Origin of the sequence: Stappia albiluteola (assembly GCF_014050225.1) — a bacterium.
Lineage (GTDB): Bacteria > Pseudomonadota > Alphaproteobacteria > Rhizobiales > Stappiaceae > Hongsoonwoonella > Hongsoonwoonella albiluteola.
This window is the reverse complement of sequence record NZ_JACFXV010000064.1, coordinates 204,485-220,580: the sequence shown is the minus strand read 5'-3', so window position 1 is coordinate 220,580 and position 16,096 is coordinate 204,485. Positions and strand designations below refer to the sequence as shown.

Below are 16,096 nucleotides of genomic sequence, written 5' to 3'. Positions count from 1 at the left end.
TTGTCGCGTCAAAACGATTTTCAGAGAATTAAGTTTGTCACCTTTACTCTAATTCCTTATTTGATAGTTATCATTGTGTTAATTCAACAGTATAAAGTCGCGTATATCAGGGCTCCAGCTCGGTATCCCAATAGAGAAAATCTAGCCAGCTATCATGTAAATAGTTGGGCGGGAACAACCTGCCGTTGTTGTGCAGGTCCTGCACAGTCGGTGCGAAAGGCATCTGCATCGGCCACATGTTGATATCCCGGCAGGACTTGTTGGCCTTGCGCAGATTGCACGGCGAGCAGGCAGTGATGACGTTCTGCCAGGTGGTTTGTCCGCCTTTCGAGCGCGGGATCAGGTGATCGAAGGTCAGGTCGTCGCGTATGCCGCAATACTGGCACTGGAACCTGTCGCGCAGGAAGACGTTGAAACGCGTGAATGCCGGGTGTCTGGAGGGTTTGATGAAGCTTTTCAGGGAAACGACGCTTGGGAGGCGAAATTCAAAGCTGGGACTTCGGACGCAGACGTCATATTCGGCGACAATATTCACCCTGTCGAGGAAGACGGCCTTGACGGCGTCCTGCCACGACCAAAGCGACAGCGGATAGTAGCTCAGCGGCCTGTAATCCGCATTCAGTACCAGGGCAGGATGGGCGCCCGGGGAAACCGCTACGTTCAATGCCAAGCTCCTCATGCCGGTTCGAAGGCCCGATCATGGGATCCACCTTCATGAGTTGCGCGCATATTGTAGAGCGACCATGACAGTCTTGTGAAGCGGTAAGTCATGCGACAATGCATTTGCCGCATGGTTTCACTCCTGGCGAAACCATCAAGCAAGCTATTGTTAATGTTGAATTCTTGAGCTTACCAAGCGACAGGCCGCAAGGTTGCTGTCAAACTGCGTCAGCCTGACGCGCGCGGATCTACCGCGCCGACATGAGGCGACGCGAATCACCGGGCAACGAAAAAAGGGCCGGAACGACACGCGCTCCGGCCCCCTCCTTCCTGGCATGTTTCCGCGTTCAGGCTTTCGGCCACTCGCGAACGTCGACGAAGTGACCCGCGATCGCGGCGGCAGCCGCCATTGCCGGCGACACAAGGTGCGTGCGGCCCTTGAAGCCCTGGCGGCCCTCGAAATTGCGGTTCGAGGTCGATGCGCAGCGTTCGCCGGGCTTCAGCTTGTCGGCATTCATGGCAAGGCACATGGAGCAGCCCGGCTCCCGCCAGTCGAAGCCGGCCGCCCGGAAGATCTTGTCGAGGCCTTCGGCTTCCGCCTGTTCCTTTACAAGGCCGGAGCCCGGTACGACCATGGCGTCGACCCAGTCCGCAACTTTCCGACCCTCGACCATCTTCGCGGCTTCGCGCAGATCCTCGATGCGGCCGTTGGTGCACGAGCCGATGAAGACGCGGTCGAGGCGGATGTCGGTGATCCTGGTGCCCGGCGTCAGGCCCATGTAGTCGAGCGCGCGCCACTTCGAGGCACGCCGGTTTTCATCGCGAATGTCATCCGGGTTCGGCACGACGCCGGTGACAGAAATGACGTCCTCGGGCGACGATCCCCAAGTGACGATCGGCGGCAGGTTCGCCGCATCGAGCTTGATCACCTTGTCGAAATGGGCGCCCTCGTCGGTGTAGAGGCGGCTCCAATAGGCCTTGGCCTTCTCCCAGGCATCGCCTTTCGGCGCCTTCGGCCGCCCTTCGAGATAGGCGAAGGTCTTCTCATCCGGCGCGATCAGGCCGGCGCGCGCGCCGCCTTCGATGGACATGTTGCAGACCGTCATGCGGCCTTCCACGGACAGCGAACGGATCGCCTCGCCGGCATACTCGATCACGTGGCCGGTGCCGCCTGCCGTGCCGATTTCGCCGATGATGGCAAGGATGATGTCCTTGGCGGTCACGCCTTCGGGGAGCTGGCCGTCGACCTGGACCAGCATGTTCTTCGCTTTCTTCTGGATCAGCGTCTGGGTGGCGAGCACATGCTCCACTTCCGACGTGCCAATGCCATGCGCCAGCGCGCCGAATGCCCCGTGGGTCGACGTGTGGCTGTCGCCGCAGACGATCGTCATGCCCGGCAGGGTGAAGCCCTGTTCAGGCCCGACGATATGGACGATGCCCTGGCGGGGGTCGGTCTCGTTGTAATATTCGATACCGAATTCCGCGGCGTTCCTTGCGAGGGTGTCGACCTGCAGCGCACTTTCGGGATCGTCGATCCCGTGGCTGCGGTCGGTCGTCGGCACGTTATGGTCGACGACGGCCAGGGTCCGCGCCGGCTGACGGACGGGGCGGCCCGCGATCCGCAACCCCTCGAAAGCCTGGGGGCTCGTCACTTCATGGACGAGATGGCGGTCGATATAGAGAAGACAGGTACCGTCTTCCTGCGTATCGACGACGTGATCGTCCCAGATCTTGTCGTAAAGGGTCTTCTTCTGGCTCATTTCGGCCCTCCTCAGGCTTTGCCGACCATCTGCGGAAAACTGCGGGTCGGAAAGCCGATGTCTTCGTCAGATATGGAAACGGGCCTGTCGCATCCGCTGCGTGCCGCTTCCGGGAAACAGAGCAAGGCCGGCCTTGGGGGAGGCGCGCCGGCCATGGCGCCGAACCGTTCAACCCTGCAGCATGCCGGTCGCGACGCTCAGCCGGGCATGAAACCTCCAGGGCAGACGCTTGCGGTCCTGCAGCACGACAGGACAGACGCACCATGCGGCGTGAATGCCGGGCGCTATCCTTCCGATATCTGTGCCCTTCGCGGTCATTTGCCTGCCGAACCCGTTTTCAGTCGTCTTTCGCCCCAGCCGCGGGCGGGAGAGGATTCAATGGGCAAAACAGGGTTTCAGGTCAACCCCGCCGGTGTGGCCCGATAGACAAAAGCGGCCCCGGGAACCCGGAGCCGCTTTCAGGAATGACCGTATATGCCAGGCCTTGCGGGCTCGGCTTATTCCGCAGCGGTCTCGGCAGCGGCGGCCGCAGCGTCCTTGGCGGCCTGCTTTTCGGCCTCAGCGGCAGCCTTGGCAGCGGCCAGCTCGACCTTCACTTCCTCGTTCAGGCGGCGTGCGCGCATGTTGCTGGCCTCGACGATACGGGCCGACTTGCCGCGGCGATCGCGGAGGTAATAAAGCTTCGCGCGGCGAACCTTGCCGCGACGAACCACCTCGACGCTCTCAATCTGCGGCGAGAAGATCGGGAACACGCGCTCCACGCCTTCGCCATAGGAGATCTTGCGGACGGTGAAATTCTCGTTGAAGCCTGCGCCGGAGCGGGCAATGCAGACGCCTTCATAGGCCTGCGTACGCGTACGGTTGCCTTCCGTCACCTTGACGTTCACGCGAACCGTGTCGCCCGGCGAGAATTCCGGCATCTTGCGCAGCGATTCGACTTTAGCCATTTCGCCGGCGTTGATCTGATCGATGATGTTCATGGCACTTACCTTCTCGATTTTTCAATCGGTCAGAGCGTCCGCCCGCGATCGAGCCCCGGGGGACGAATTCACCGCTCGTTTATGGCTATTGCCGAATTCCAGGGGACAGGCGTGGGAGACGCACGCAAAAAGCGCACGCGGTCCTTGCCCGAACCCGTTTCGCCGGGCGTGATACATGAACGGCGCTGCTTTGTCATGCACTAATTGGCGAAAAAGTCAGCTTTCGCCTTTGCCCGGCCGGTGGCCGGCCTCATAGAGCGCATAGAGATCGGGGCGCCTTTTGCGCGTGATCCGCTCGGCTTCGGCTCTCCGCCAGGCTGCGACGCGGCCGTGATCGCCCGAGGTCAGTACCTCCGGGATGCCCCGACCCTCGAAATGCTGCGGGCGGGTATATTGCGGATGCTCCAGAAGCCCGGTCTCGAAACTCTCCGCCTCGCCGCTTTCCTGGTTGCCCATTACGCCCGGCAAAAGACGGACCACGGCATCAAGCAGCACCATCGCCCCCAGTTCGCCGCCCGACAGGATATAGTCGCCGATGGACACTTCCGTCAGGCCGCGCGCCTCGATCACCCGCTCGTCGACGCCCTCGAAACGGCCGCAGATGAGCACCGCGCCGGGTCCCTTCGCGAGATCGCGCACAAAAGCCTGCGTCATCGGGCGACCGCGCGGCGACAGAAGGATGCGCGGACGCGCATCGCCTTCACTCGCCGTGCTGTCGATCGCTTCCGCCAGGACGTCCGGGCGCAGCACCATGCCGGCTCCGCCGCCGGCGGGCGTGTCGTCGACCGAGCGATGACGATCATGCGCGAAATCGCGGATCTGCACGCGCTCCAGCGACCAGATGCCTTTTTCCAGCGCGCGGCCGGACAGGCTTGCCGCCAGCGGACCTGGGAACATTTCCGGATAGAGCGTCAAGACGGTCGCGGCAAAGGACATGGCTTCGATCCGGGGCAGGGGGCATGGCAGGCTCGCAATCGGCTGTCACTTTCTGCCGATTTGCATACAACTGATTAACAGATGGAACGCATATTGGATCCGATAAGGCATCGGCGTCCCGGCCGCAAGGCAGAGGTTCGCATCCATGAAACGCGAAGCTGGGCGCAAAATGATGACCGGAAACTTCGACCGCCCGCTGATCCGGCTGCTGCCCTTCTTGTCGCTCGCGATCTATGGCGCGGCATTCGGCCTCGTCTTCAATTCCGGCCTCGCGCACCCTTACGACAAGCTGCAGCACATCGCCTTCTACGGCTTGCTGACGCTGTCGATCCATTCCCTGTTGCGCTGCCGGCTCAGGCTGTCGGCTGCCCTTGCATTCGCCATCGGCGTTGCTGGAGAGGCCCTGCAGGCGCTCACCCCGCATCATCAGGCATCCGTCCTTGACATCGCGGCAAATTCGCTCGGCGTTCTTGTCGTCGCGGCAATGATTGCCCTGATGCGAAGCGAGGAAGAAATGGCAATCGAAGGGGATGGAGCGGACCTGATCGAATTGCCGGCCGCAGCTCAGCTTTCGGCCGTGCCGTCGTCCTCGTCGGCGTCGTCTTCCGCCAGATAGCCGGCGGGAATGACGACCGTCACCTTGCCGGCGTCGAAATCGATTTCGGGAACGAAATCGAGAGTGAATGGCAGGTAGAAGGACTTTGCCCCCTTCGGAGAGATCTCAAGCAGGTCGCTCGCGCCGAAATTCGGCACGGCGATGATCCTGCCGACCGAAGTTCCGTCCGCCTCGCAGGCTTCCATACCGATCAGATCGGTGTGGTAGAACTCGTCCTCGTCGTCCGTCTCGCCCAGCTGATCGCGCGAAATGTAGAGTTCGACGCCGTTCAGCTTCTCGGCTGCCGTCCGATCGGACACGCCCTTCAGGCGAGCAACGACCATGGATTTCTGCAGGCGGGCCGATACGATCTCGTAGCTTGCCGTGCCATCTGCGTTTTGTAGCGGACCGTAGTCGGCAATCGCGAGGGGATCCTCGCTATAGGCCTTGATGCGCACTTCGCCGCGAATGCCGTGCGCCGCGCCGATCCGGCCGATCGCAATCCGTTTGTTCTCTTCCGCCATGAGTCTTCCGGTCGGATCCTGATTGCCTGAACACAAGCGCCCGCCCGACGGAACAAAGCGTCGGACGGGCGCATGTCGATCGCGTGATCGCGCAGATTATTCCGCGCTGGCCTCGGCGGCAGCCGCGGCCGCATCTTCCGCGGCCTGGCGCTTCTCTTCCAGGCGCTGCTTGGCCTTGTCGCCCATCTCGGCCTTCTTCGGGTTGTTCCGCGGAGCGCGCTTCAGGACGCCGGCGGCGTCGAGGAAGCGGAGGACGCGGTCGGTCGGCTGGGCGCCGTTGCTGATCCAGTGCTGGATGCGCTCGACATCGAGCTGCACGCGATTTTCGCTGTCCTTCGGCAGCATCGGATCGTAGCTGCCCAGCTTCTCGATGAAGCGGCCGTCGCGCGGGGAGCGCTCGTCGGCCAGGACAATGCGGTAATAAGGCCGCTTCTTCGCGCCACCGCGAGCGAGACGGATCTTGAGTGCCATTTCGTAGTTCTCCTGTTTGATAGATTTCGCGCTGCCGAGCGATTTCCTTCCGGCCCGATGGTCCACCCGGCCGGAACACGCTTCAGCCGCGAATGGCTTCGTGATGCCGGATCACTTCCTTGACGATGAAATTCAGGAACTTCTCCGCGAAATCCGGATCGAGATTGGCGTCCTGGGCAAGCTTTCGCAGCCGCTCGATCTGCCGTTCCTCCCGTGCCGGATCAGCGGGAGGCAGGTTGTGCGTCGCCTTCAGGACGCCGACGCGCTGGGTGCATTTGAAGCGCTCGGCCAGCATGTGGACGAGGGCCGCGTCGATATTGTCGATCGAACCGCGCAGCTGGCGCAGTTCGACGAGCGCGGGGCTTTCCGAGCCGAGCCTGGTTTCCGCGTCCGTCGTCATTTCTTCTTGCCTTTCCCCATGCCGAGCAGCCCGGGAATATTCGGACCTCCGAGGCCGGGAATGCCCTTCGGCAAGCCGCCGCCGAGGCCTCCGGGCAATCCACCCAGCCCGCCGGGCAGGCCGCCGCCCGGGAGACCGCCGGGAAGCTGGCCGGACTTGGCCATCTGCTCCAGTTCCTCCGGCGAGACCTTCGGCATGCCGCCCATCAGCTTGCCGAACAGGCCCTTGCCCTGACCCATCTGCTTCATCATGTCCGCCATCTGGCGGTGCATCTTCAAAAGCCGGTTCACGGCGGCGACGTCGACGCCGGAGCCTGCTGCGATGCGCTTCTTGCGGCTTGCCTTGAGGATATCGGGCTTGCGCCGCTCCGCCGGCGTCATCGACTGGATGATCGCCACCTGCCGCTTGATGACGCGGTCATCGATGCCGGCGGCATCCATCTGCTTCTTCATCTTGCCGACGCCCGGCATCATTCCCATGATGCCCGACATGCCGCCGAGCTTTTCCATCTGCTTCAGCTGCTCGGCCAGATCCTCGAGATCGAAACTGCCCTTCTTGAGCTTGGCGGCCATCTTGGCCGCCTTTTCGGCGTCGATCTCGCGGGCGGCCTTTTCCACCAGCGAGACGATGTCGCCCATGCCGAGAATGCGGTCGGCGATACGCGACGGGTGGAAATCCTCCAGCGCATCCGCCTTCTCGCCCGTACCGATCAGCTTGATCGGCTTGCCGGTGACGGCGCGCATGGAAAGGGCGGCACCGCCGCGCCCGTCGCCATCCATGCGGGTCAGCACGATGCCGGTGATGCCGACGCGCTCGTCGAAGGCGGTCGCCAGGTTCACGGCGTCCTGACCGGTCAGGGCATCGGCCACCAGCAGGATTTCATGAGGATTGGCCGACTGGCGGATTTCCGCCATTTCCACCATGAGCGGCTCGTCGATATGAGTACGACCGGCCGTATCCAGCACCACCACGTCGAAACCGCCGAGGCGGGCCGCGGTCATAGCCCGGTTGGCGATCTGCACCGGCGACTGCCCAGCGATGATCGGCAGCGTCTCGATCTCGTTCTGCTCGCCGAGAACCTTGAGCTGCTCCTGGGCGGCCGGACGCCGCGTATCGAGCGAGGCCATCAGGACCTTCAGCTTGTCGCGGGTCGCAAGGCGCCGGGCGATCTTCGCGGTCGTCGTCGTCTTGCCCGAACCCTGCAGGCCGACCATCATGATGCAGACGGGGGCCGGCGCGTCGAGGTCGATGGGCTTGGCCTCGGACCCCAGCATCTCGACCAGCTGGTCGTGGACGATCTTGACGACCTGCTGGCCCGGGGTGATCGATTTCAGTACTTCGTGCCCGACGGCACGGTTGCGGACCTTGTCGGTGAAGGAACGCACCACGGGCAGGGCGACATCGGCCTCGATCAGCGCCCTGCGGACCTCGCGCATGGCCTCCGACACGTCAGCTTCCGACAAGGCACCGCGCTTGGTGAGCTTGTCGAGAATGCCGCTCAGGCGATCGGAAAGGCTTTCAAACATAAGGTTCCTTCCAGTTTCCGCTCGTCGGCCAGCCGGGCTGTCCGACCCTCCTCACAGGATACCGCACGGCTCTAAAAAGCCCTGCGCAACGCAGATCGACACCCGAGGGCGCAACGCGCTGTCGAGTGGTAACCTCCGGGCTCACTTTATACCTTCGCGGGGCCCGGTCGGCCGATCACATTCATTCATCCGGCAAGGATTGGGGCGGGTGATAGCCGCCCGATCCCGGAATGTCAAGGAAATGCGCCGATAGTTCAGGTCCGGGAGCCGAAGATCGCCGAACCGACGCGCACATGGGTGGCGCCGAAGCCGATCGCGGTCTCGAAATCGCCGGACATGCCCATGGAGAGGCCCTTCAGGCCGTTGCGCCCGGCGATCTTCTGAAGCAGGGCGAAATGCGGACCGGGCGCTTCGTCGAGCGGGGGGATAGCCATGAGGCCTTCGACCGGGAGACCGAGTTCGTCGCGGCAGAAGGAAATGAAGGCATCCGCTTCCTGCGGCGCGATGCCGGCCTTCTGCGGTTCCTCGCCCGTATTCACCTGGATGAAGAAGCGCAGGTTCCGGCCCTGCTTCTCCGTTTCGGCCTTCAGCGCGCGGGCGATCTTCTCCCGGTCCACCGTATGGATGATGTCGAAGAGTTCGACCGCTTCCTTCGCCTTGTTGGATTGCAGCGGACCGATCAGATGGAGCTCGACGTCTGGAAAGTCCTGGCGCAACTCGGGCCACTTGCGCTGCGCTTCCTGGACCCGGTTCTCGCCGAAGACCCGCTGGCCGGCTTCCAGCACCGGGCGGATATCCTCGCCGTCGAAGGTCTTGGAGACGGCGACAAGGGTGACCGAACCGGGCTCCCGTCCGGTCTCGGCTTCGGCTCCGGCGATCTGACGCCGAATGCGATCGAGACTGTCTGCAGCGCTGCTTTTCATGTCCTGTCTTGTCTCATTCTGTCCTGTTGCGCCCGCTTGCCGGCCGGCCGGACGCTGGAAGGCACGGTCCCCGGTCGAGGTGATGCGACGGCGGAGCCTGAAATGCAAGTCCCGCCGATTTCGGCCGCACGCCACGTTAGCCGCTGTTGTCGGTTGACCGGCGCGCTTATTTCTGGTGACAGTCCCGCCGAAGCTTTCCGCGCGAAAGCGCGATACAGGATCTCAAACGGCGATATCGATGGCGAGCGAACGTTACAATGCCCGCGAGGCGGAAGCCCGCTGGCAGGAAATCTGGGAAGACAAGGGCGTCTTTGTCACGCACAACGAGGACCCGCGCCCGAAATACTACGTGCTCGAGATGTTTCCCTATCCGTCGGGCCGCATTCACATGGGCCACGTGCGCAACTACGCCATGGGCGACGTGGTCGCCCGCTACAAGCGCGCGCAGGGCTTCAACGTGCTGCATCCGATGGGCTGGGACGCCTTCGGCATGCCGGCGGAAAACGCTGCGATGCAGAACAAGGTCCACCCCAAGGACTGGACCTACCAGAACATCGCGACGATGCGCGGCCAGCTCAAGATCATGGGCCTGTCGCTCGACTGGAGCCGGGAATTCGCGACCTGCGACGTCGACTACTATGCCCAGCAGCAGCGGCTGTTCCTGGACTTCCTGGCGGCCGGGCTCGCCTATCGCAAGAAGTCCAAGGTGAACTGGGACCCGGTCGACATGACCGTGCTGGCCAACGAACAGGTGATCGACGGGCGCGGCTGGCGCTCGGGCGCGCTGGTCGAACAGCGGGACCTGACCCAGTGGTTCTTCCGCATCAGCGACTTTTCCGAGGACCTGCTGGAGGCGATCGACACGCTCGACCGCTGGCCGGACAAGGTGCGCCTGATGCAGCGCAACTGGATCGGCCGCTCGGAAGGCCTCAAGGTCTCCTTCGAATTCATCGCGCCGCCGCCGTCCGGCGAAGCCGCGCTCGAGATCTTCACGACCCGGCCCGACACGCTGTTCGGCGCCTCCTTCATGGGCCTGTCGCCCGATCATCCGATCTCCCGGGCGCTCGGCGAGAAGGACCCGAAGCTTGCCGCCTTCATCGAGGAATGCCAGAAGATCGGCACCTCCGCGGAAGCCATCGAGACGGCGGAGAAGAAGGGTTACGACACGGGTCTGCGCGTCCGCCATCCGCTTGATCCGTCTATCGAGCTGCCGGTCTATGTCGCCAACTTCATCCTGATGGGCTACGGCACGGGTGCGATCTTCGCCTGTCCGGCGCATGACCAGCGCGACCTCGACTTCGCCCGCAAATACGGGCTGAAAGTCACGCCGGTCGTGCTGCCCCAGGGCGAGGACCCGGCGACCTTCAACGTCGGCGACGAGGCCTATACCGGCGACGGCACGATCTTCAATTCGGCCTTCATGGACGGCATGAGCGTCGCCGAGGCCAAGGACGCCGTGGCGTCCAGGCTCGAAGCGCAGTCGCTCGGCGGCAAGCCGCAGGCCGAGCGCCAGGTGAACTACCGCCTGCGCGACTGGGGCATCTCCCGCCAGCGCTACTGGGGCTGTCCGATCCCGGTCATCCACTGCCCGACCTGCGACGTGGTGCCGGTGCCGGCGGAAGACCTGCCGGTGCGCCTGCCGGACGATATCGATTTCGACAAGCCTGGCAATCCGCTCGACCGGCACGCGACCTGGAAGCACGTCGCCTGCCCCAAATGCGGCGGGAAGGCGGAGCGCGAAACCGATACGATGGACACCTTCGTCGACTCGTCCTGGTATTTCGCGCGCTTCACCGACCCGAAGAACGCCAATCCGACCGACCGCGAGGCCGCGGATGCCTGGCTGCCGGTCGACCAGTATATCGGCGGCATCGAGCATGCGATCCTGCATCTGCTCTATTCCCGCTTCTTCGCGCGAGCGATGAAGAAGACCGGGCATCTGGGCGTCATCGAGCCGTTCCAGGGCCTGTTCACACAAGGAATGGTGACGCACGAGACCTATCGCGCCGACGGCGGCTGGGTATCGCCGGCGGATGTACGCATCGAGGAGCGGGACGGCGTGCGCCATGCGGTGCTGGTCGCCGACGGATCGCCGGTCACCATCGGCTCCATCGAGAAGATGTCGAAGTCGAAAAAGAACACGGTCGACCCGACGGACATCATCGAGACCTACGGCGCCGATACCGCCCGCTGGTTCATGCTGTCCGACAGCCCGCCGGAGCGCGACGTCGAATGGACCGAGGATGGCGTGCAGGGCGCCTGGCGCTTCATGCAGCGCGTCTGGCGCCTCGTGGGCGAGATCGCCGAGCGCGTGAGCCGGGATGCCGCGCGGCCGAACGATCTCGGCGAGGCGGCGGTCGAGTTGCGCCGTGCCACGCACAAGACGCTGCATGCCCTGTCGAACGACATCGAGCAGCTTGCCTTCAACCGCGCGGTTGCCCGGCTTTACGAGCTTGTGAACACGCTGAGCAAGGCGCTGGCGGCGGGCGACAGGGCCGCAGGCATGGATTTCGCGATCCGCGAGGCGGCCGAATATCTGGTGCGCATGATGGCGCCGATGACGCCGCATCTGGCGGAAAGCTGCTGGTCGGTGCTTGGCCATGAGGACCTGCTCGCCACCGCCGCATGGCCGGCGCTGGAACAGGATCTGCTGGTCGAGGACACAATCACCCTGCCGGTACAGGTGAACGGCAAGAAGCGCGCCGACCTCACCGTGCCACGCGAGGCTTCCAAAGAAGATATCGAAGCGGCTACTCTGGCGCTCGACGCCGTGAGCCGCGCTCTCGACGGCAAGCCTCCGCGCAAGATCATCGTCGTCCCATCGAGGATCGTGAATGTCGTTGTCTGATCAATCGAACCGCAACGGGCCGACGCGCCGCCACGCACTTCTCGCACTTGCCGGCGCCGGGCTGTTGCTCGGCGGCTGCCAGGTGCGGCCGCTCTACGGCACCTGGGGCGCAACCTACAGCGATGCTCCCGTGCAGGGCGAGCTTGCGGCGATCGATATCGCGCTGATCGACACGGTGGACGATTCCGATCTGGAGCGGGTGGGCCAGTTGCTGCGCAACGAACTGCTGTTCGGCTTCCGCCGTGGCGGGGAGGGGGACGCGCCCCGCTACCGGCTGCGGGTGATCCTCGACCGCAAGCGGTCCGAAGTCGGCGTGGAGCGGCTTTCCGACGTGCCGGCCTCCTATACGTTGACGATGAACGCCTCCTTCGTGCTTTCCGACTATGCGACGGACAAGACCCTTCTGACGGGCCGGTCGTTCGCCTCGGCCAGCTACGACTTCTCCAGCCAGCGCTTCGCCAACCTGCGCGCCGAACGCGACGCGGAAGACCGCGCAGCGAAGGTCATCGCCGGCGACGTGCAGACCCGCATCGCCGGTTTCCTGGCGGAACAGCAGGGGTAGGCAAACCGGCGGACGGCCCATGGTTGCGATCAAGCCCGCGGAGATCGACCGCTTCCTGGCCCGCCCTGGCGAGACGTTCAATCTCATCCTGATCTACGGGCCCGACACCGGGCTCGTGTCCGAACGCGCGCAGGCCGTCGTCGCCAGCGTCAGCGAAGGCAACGCGGATCCCTTCTCGCTGGTCAAGCTTGATGCGGCCGACGTCGCCGCCGATCCGTCCCGACTGATCGACGAGGCGCTGACCATTCCGCTTTTCGGCGGGCGGCGGACGATCTGGGTCCGTGACAGCGGCGGCAAGAACCTGATGCCGGCGGTGACGCCGATCCTCAAGGAAGAAGGCGAAACCGGCCTCGTCGTGCTGGAGGCGGGCGACCTCAAGAAATCCAGCCCCTTGCGCAAGGGCGCCGAAACCGGCCGGCGGGCGGCCGCGATCCCCTGCTATACCGACGGCGCGCGTGAACTCGACCGGTTGATCGACGAGGAAGCCCGGCTGGCGGGGCTTGCCGTCAGCCGCGAAGCGCGGCAGGCGCTGCACGAACTCCTGGGCGCGGACCGCATGGCGAGCCGGGGCGAACTCCGCAAGCTCTGCCTCTACGCCCATGGCCGCGAGCGGATCGACACCAAGGACATCACCGCGATCATGGGCGACGCTTCGGCCTTCGCGCTCGACGAACTGATCGACGCGGTGGCCGTCGGGGACCTGAAGACCGTCGACCACGGGCTGGAGCGGCTTTCCGCCTCCGGCCAGCGGGCCGACATGATCGCGTCCATGGCATTGCGCCAGTTCCAGATGCTGCACCGGCTTCGGGCCGCGCATGAAAAGGGCGCACCGGCTTCCCAGGTGGTGGAGCGGGCCTCGCCGCCAATCTTCTTCCGCCGCAAGGAGATCGTCACCCGGCAGATCATGCTGTGGTCGATCGTCGATCTCGACAAGGCCCTCGACCTGATCGCCGACACGGTGCGCGAGGCGCGGCTCAACAACGCCCATCTCGGCGAGGCGATCGTCTCGGACTGCTTCCTGAAGCTTGCAAGGGTGGCGCGATCACGCGCGGAGCGGCGTTAGTTAGCCGGCTAATGAAAATGTCATTTGGGTAAACCTCGCCCGACGCACGGGTGTCATCCCCGCGCAGGCGGGGAACCAGTAAACACATGCACCTGCGGTCAAATCTCCAGCACCGGCGATTACTGGATGCCCGGTCGAGCCGGGCATGACAGGGCTCGTGGGTAGATTTGTGCAAGCATGACGGAGTAGACGGCTGCCCCTTTGCCCCACCCCCTCGGTTCGTCATACGCGGGCTCGACCCGCGTATCCAGCTAGCGCCAGCACATTTCGCTGCCCCCATTGGATCGCCGGATCCGGGCCCGGCGAAGACAAGGGGAAAGGTTGTTGGTCCACTCGGCTTCGCCTCGCTTGCGCCGGACAACGCCAGAAAATGGGGCTTACTGCTGGATGCCCAGAAGTTTGCAGAGCTGATCGAGCTGTTCCAGCGAGGCGTATTTGATCTTCAATTCGCCCGCGCCCTTGGCCGGCTTATGAGCGATCGCCACCTTGAGGCCGAGGCCGTCCGTCAGGCGCTTCTCCAGTGCCTTGGTGTCGGCGTCCTTTTCCGGCCTCAGCGTCTTCGCCTTGCCGCGCTGCTTTGCAAGCGCATCGGGGTCCTGCGCGAGCCGCTCCGCATCGCGGACGTTCAGTCCCTTCTCGACGATGATCTCGGCAAGCGCCGCCGGATCCTCGGCGGTGATCAGGGCTCGGGCATGGCCTGCGGTGAGCAGGCCTTCGGCGAGATAGTCCTTTACCGCATTCGGCAGCTTCAGCAGGCGAAGCGTGTTGGCGACATGGCTGCGGCTCTTGCCGATGACCTTGGCCAACTCGTTCTGGCTGTAGGAGAATTCCGCCACGAGCTGGTCGTAGCCGAGCGCCTCCTCGATCGGATTGAGATCGGCCCGCTGCACGTTCTCGATAATCGCGAGCTCGAGCGCTTCCTGATCCGTGACATCGCGCACGACGATCGGCACTTCGTGCAGGCCGGCCTTTTGCGCGGCGCGCCAGCGGCGTTCGCCGGCTATGATCTCATAGGCATCGCGGCGGCCGCTGACCGGGCGCACAAGAATCGGCTGGACGATGCCGCGCTCGCGGACGGAGTCGGTCAGGTCCGACAATTCGCGCTCGCGGAAGTTCTTGCGCGGATTGCGCGGATTGGCGGTGAGAAACTCGATAGGCACCTTGCGGGTATCGCGCGGCGTCTTCGGCTCGGACGGTGGTTCGGTGCCGACTTCGCCGATCAATGCGGCAAGCCCGCGTCCCAAACGTTTCCGGCCACCGCTTTCGTTTTCCGCCATCATGCTGTCCACTTCCCGAATGACCGAAGCCGCCCGAGCCTCAGGCCGCGACCGTGCGCAGGTTCCGTTCCCGCTGGATGATCTCCGACGCCAGGCGCAGGTAGGCCTGGCTGCCGGAGCATTTCAGATCGTAAAGCAGCGCCGGCTTGCCATAGGACGGCGCCTCCGACACACGCACATTGCGCGGGATCACCGTCTCGTAGACCGCGTCACCCATCGTTTCGCGCACATCCTCCACCACCTGGTTGGAGAGATTGTTTCGGCTGTCAAACATTGTCAGCACAATACCGTGGATGCTGAGTTCCGAGTTCAGCGACGCCTTGACCTGCTCCACTGTGCTCAGCAGCTGGCTGAGGCCTTCCAGCGCGAAGAACTCGCATTGCAGCGGCACGAGAATGGAATGGGCCGCCGACAGGGCATTGATCGTCAACAGGTTCAACGACGGCGGGCAGTCGACCAGCACATAGGTGTAGTCGGCCCGCTTGCTGCGCTCGGCGGCGCGCGCCAGCGCGGCAACCGCATTGCGCAACCGGAAGGCGCGATCCTGCCTGGAGGCGATCTCCAGTTCCAGGCCCAGCAGGTCCATGGTGGACGGCGCCACGGCAAGTCGCGGCACCGCCGTTTCCTGGATCGCCTCTTCCAGCGAGCAGTCGCCGCTCAGCACATCATAGGTGGAGAGATCGCGGTTGCGTCGGTCGATGCCGAGACCCGTGGAAGCGTTGCCCTGCGGATCGAGGTCGATGACCAGCACGCGCTCGCCGATCGCCGCCAGCGCGGTTCCCAGATTGATGGCCGTGGTCGTCTTGCCGACGCCGCCCTTCTGATTGGCCAGGGCCAGAACACGGGGAGAACGAGGAAGAATGCTCATGCAGTTCTAGCCTTTCCCTGTCGGACGACGCGCCTCGATACCGGTGATCACCAGCAGGCGGCTGTCAGGGTCGATCAGACTCTTTCTTTCTACCAGATTGAGCTGCCAATCGGCAGATGCGAGTTCAATCTCCTCGCGGAAATTTTTTCCTTTGTGGAAAATCGCCACAGCACCGGCCTGAACGAACCTGACCGAATAGCCGCAGAGATCCGCAAGCGGCGCCAGCGCCCGGGCCGACAGGGCATCCACCGGCCCCTGCCAGCGGGCGACGACATCCTCGATACGTCCGGCATGGACCTCCGCAGGACAACCCGTCTCGCGGATCACGGTGCGCAGGAAGGACACCTTGCGCTGATTGCTTTCAACGAGGTGCACGCGGCCGGAGCTATCCGCTTTTTCCATTAACAGGATCGCGGTGACAAGGCCGGGGAATCCGGCGCCGCTGCCGAAATCGAGCCAGATGCGGGCGTCCGGCAGGGCGAAATGCACCTGCGCGCTGTCTGCGACATGCCGGCGCCAGATCTCGGACAGTGTCGACGGCGCGACAAGGTTCTGCGCCGGTTGCCAGCGCTTCAACAAATCGACGTAAATCGATAGCCGGTCGATTGTTTCACGTGAAACCTGAAACACCGCATGAAGCGCCTCGGGACCATCCGTCGTATTCGCAAGCGGCTTTCTGGAAGGGGGCTGCTTTCCTTTCAAC

General features: G+C 63.9%; 16 protein-coding genes. 4 read left to right on the top strand and 12 right to left on the bottom strand.

Features of this window, described 5'->3' with window-relative positions; translation table 11 throughout:
• Positions 1–106: 106 nt before the first annotated feature.
• The 4 genes from H2509_RS17550 to trmD all read right to left on the bottom strand — a co-directional run bounded on the left by H2509_RS17550 (position 107) and on the right by trmD (position 4,336).
• Positions 107–664 (bottom strand): HNH endonuclease, encoded by a 558-nt coding sequence (locus H2509_RS17550; RefSeq protein ID WP_182167712.1) that lies wholly within the window; start codon positions 662–664, stop codon positions 107–109.
• Positions 665–1,007: 343 nt separating this feature from the next.
• Positions 1,008–2,420 carry a 3-isopropylmalate dehydratase large subunit gene (gene leuC / locus H2509_RS17545; protein ID WP_182167710.1) on the bottom strand — a complete coding sequence of 471 codons (1,413 nt, stop codon included), beginning with the start codon at positions 2,418–2,420 and terminating at the stop codon, positions 1,008–1,010.
• 497 nt (positions 2,421–2,917) lie between these two features.
• Positions 2,918–3,400, bottom strand: a complete 483-nt coding sequence (rplS, locus tag H2509_RS17540) for a 50S ribosomal protein L19 (protein ID WP_182167708.1) — start codon at positions 3,398–3,400, stop codon at positions 2,918–2,920.
• Between the two features lie 216 nt (positions 3,401–3,616).
• Positions 3,617–4,336: a tRNA (guanosine(37)-N1)-methyltransferase TrmD gene (gene trmD / locus H2509_RS17535; protein WP_182167705.1), complete on the bottom strand. Its 720-nt coding sequence runs from the start codon at positions 4,334–4,336 to the stop codon at positions 3,617–3,619.
• A gap of 145 nt (positions 4,337–4,481) precedes the next feature.
• On the opposite strand from trmD, the gene H2509_RS17530 reads away from it, so the two are divergent.
• Positions 4,482–4,952, top strand: coding sequence for an antibiotic resistance protein VanZ (locus H2509_RS17530; RefSeq protein WP_182167703.1), 471 nt, complete (start codon positions 4,482–4,484; stop codon positions 4,950–4,952).
• Here the strand turns inward: H2509_RS17530 and rimM are convergent.
• The 5 genes from rimM to H2509_RS17505 form a co-directional block, all read right to left on the bottom strand.
• Positions 4,901–5,455 (bottom strand): ribosome maturation factor RimM, encoded by a 555-nt coding sequence (gene rimM / locus H2509_RS17525; RefSeq protein WP_182167701.1) that lies wholly within the window; start codon positions 5,453–5,455, stop codon positions 4,901–4,903. The two genes, H2509_RS17530 and rimM, sit on opposite strands and share 52 nt — an antisense overlap.
• Before the next feature lie 96 nt (positions 5,456–5,551).
• Positions 5,552–5,926: a 30S ribosomal protein S16 gene (gene rpsP, locus H2509_RS17520; protein ID WP_182167699.1), complete on the bottom strand. Its 375-nt coding sequence runs from the start codon at positions 5,924–5,926 to the stop codon at positions 5,552–5,554.
• A gap of 82 nt (positions 5,927–6,008) precedes the next feature.
• Entirely contained in the window at positions 6,009–6,326 is a 318-nt protein-coding gene (locus H2509_RS17515; protein ID WP_182167697.1) for a chorismate mutase, read from the bottom strand.
• On the bottom strand, positions 6,323–7,852 hold the full coding sequence (ffh, locus tag H2509_RS17510; protein ID WP_182167695.1) for a signal recognition particle protein: 1,530 nt from the start codon (positions 7,850–7,852) through the stop codon (positions 6,323–6,325). Before ffh ends, H2509_RS17515 begins: the two co-directional genes overlap by 4 nt.
• A gap of 254 nt (positions 7,853–8,106) precedes the next feature.
• Positions 8,107–8,775 carry a YggS family pyridoxal phosphate-dependent enzyme gene (locus H2509_RS17505; protein ID WP_182167693.1) on the bottom strand — a complete coding sequence of 223 codons (669 nt, stop codon included), beginning with the start codon at positions 8,773–8,775 and terminating at the stop codon, positions 8,107–8,109.
• 238 nt (positions 8,776–9,013) lie between these two features.
• Between H2509_RS17505 and leuS the strand changes: the two genes are divergently transcribed.
• Genes leuS through holA form a run of 3 tightly spaced genes read left to right on the top strand, consistent with a single transcriptional unit; the run spans position 9,014 to position 13,248 of the window.
• A complete protein-coding gene (leuS, locus tag H2509_RS17500) occupies positions 9,014–11,623 on the top strand; it encodes a leucine--tRNA ligase (RefSeq protein WP_182167691.1) in 2,610 nt (869 codons plus the stop codon).
• Complete coding sequence (lptE, locus tag H2509_RS17495) at positions 11,610–12,185, top strand: LPS assembly lipoprotein LptE (protein WP_182167689.1); 576 nt, start codon at positions 11,610–11,612, stop codon at positions 12,183–12,185. Before leuS ends, lptE begins: the two co-directional genes overlap by 14 nt.
• Before the next feature lie 19 nt (positions 12,186–12,204).
• Positions 12,205–13,248 (top strand): DNA polymerase III subunit delta, encoded by a 1,044-nt coding sequence (holA, locus tag H2509_RS17490; protein WP_182167686.1) that lies wholly within the window; start codon positions 12,205–12,207, stop codon positions 13,246–13,248.
• 377 nt (positions 13,249–13,625) lie between these two features.
• Here holA and H2509_RS17485 read toward each other — a convergent pair whose 3' ends face one another.
• The 3 genes from H2509_RS17485 to rsmG are packed head-to-tail and all read right to left on the bottom strand — an operon-like array spanning position 13,626 to position 16,095.
• Positions 13,626–14,525, bottom strand: a complete 900-nt coding sequence (locus H2509_RS17485; RefSeq protein ID WP_182167815.1) for a ParB/RepB/Spo0J family partition protein — start codon at positions 14,523–14,525, stop codon at positions 13,626–13,628.
• Positions 14,526–14,565: 40 nt separating this feature from the next.
• Entirely contained in the window at positions 14,566–15,393 is an 828-nt protein-coding gene (locus tag H2509_RS17480) for a ParA family protein (protein ID WP_182167684.1), read from the bottom strand.
• A 6-nt stretch (positions 15,394–15,399) separates the two neighbouring features.
• The gene (gene rsmG / locus H2509_RS17475) at positions 15,400–16,095 is read right to left on the bottom strand and encodes a 16S rRNA (guanine(527)-N(7))-methyltransferase RsmG (protein ID WP_209002028.1); all 696 of its coding nucleotides are present in this window, start codon (positions 16,093–16,095) and stop codon (positions 15,400–15,402) included.
• Between the last annotated feature and the right edge of the window lies 1 nt (position 16,096).

What these genes read in the sequence shown, in the direction of transcription:
- H2509_RS17505 (WP_182167693.1), bottom strand. Translation starts at nt 8,775, where the DNA reads ATGAAAAGCAGCGCTGCAGACAGTCTCGATCGCATTCGGCGTCAGATC.
- rimM (WP_182167701.1), bottom strand. Translation starts at nt 5,455, where the DNA reads ATGGCGGAAGAGAACAAACGGATTGCGATCGGCCGGATCGGCGCGGCG.
- leuC (WP_182167710.1), bottom strand. Translation starts at nt 2,420, where the DNA reads ATGAGCCAGAAGAAGACCCTTTACGACAAGATCTGGGACGATCACGTC.
- rplS (WP_182167708.1), bottom strand. Translation starts at nt 3,400, where the DNA reads ATGAACATCATCGATCAGATCAACGCCGGCGAAATGGCTAAAGTCGAA.
- H2509_RS17485 (WP_182167815.1), bottom strand. Translation starts at nt 14,525, where the DNA reads ATGGCGGAAAACGAAAGCGGTGGCCGGAAACGTTTGGGACGCGGGCTT.
- H2509_RS17530 (WP_182167703.1), top strand. Translation starts at nt 4,482, where the DNA reads ATGAAACGCGAAGCTGGGCGCAAAATGATGACCGGAAACTTCGACCGC.
- trmD (WP_182167705.1), bottom strand. Translation starts at nt 4,336, where the DNA reads ATGTCCTTTGCCGCGACCGTCTTGACGCTCTATCCGGAAATGTTCCCA.
- lptE (WP_182167689.1), top strand. Translation starts at nt 11,610, where the DNA reads ATGTCGTTGTCTGATCAATCGAACCGCAACGGGCCGACGCGCCGCCAC.
- leuS (WP_182167691.1), top strand. Translation starts at nt 9,014, where the DNA reads ATGGCGAGCGAACGTTACAATGCCCGCGAGGCGGAAGCCCGCTGGCAG.
- H2509_RS17480 (WP_182167684.1), bottom strand. Translation starts at nt 15,393, where the DNA reads ATGAGCATTCTTCCTCGTTCTCCCCGTGTTCTGGCCCTGGCCAATCAG.
- ffh (WP_182167695.1), bottom strand. Translation starts at nt 7,852, where the DNA reads ATGTTTGAAAGCCTTTCCGATCGCCTGAGCGGCATTCTCGACAAGCTC.
- H2509_RS17515 (WP_182167697.1), bottom strand. Translation starts at nt 6,326, where the DNA reads ATGACGACGGACGCGGAAACCAGGCTCGGCTCGGAAAGCCCCGCGCTC.
- rpsP (WP_182167699.1), bottom strand. Translation starts at nt 5,926, where the DNA reads ATGGCACTCAAGATCCGTCTCGCTCGCGGTGGCGCGAAGAAGCGGCCT.
- holA (WP_182167686.1), top strand. Translation starts at nt 12,205, where the DNA reads ATGGTTGCGATCAAGCCCGCGGAGATCGACCGCTTCCTGGCCCGCCCT.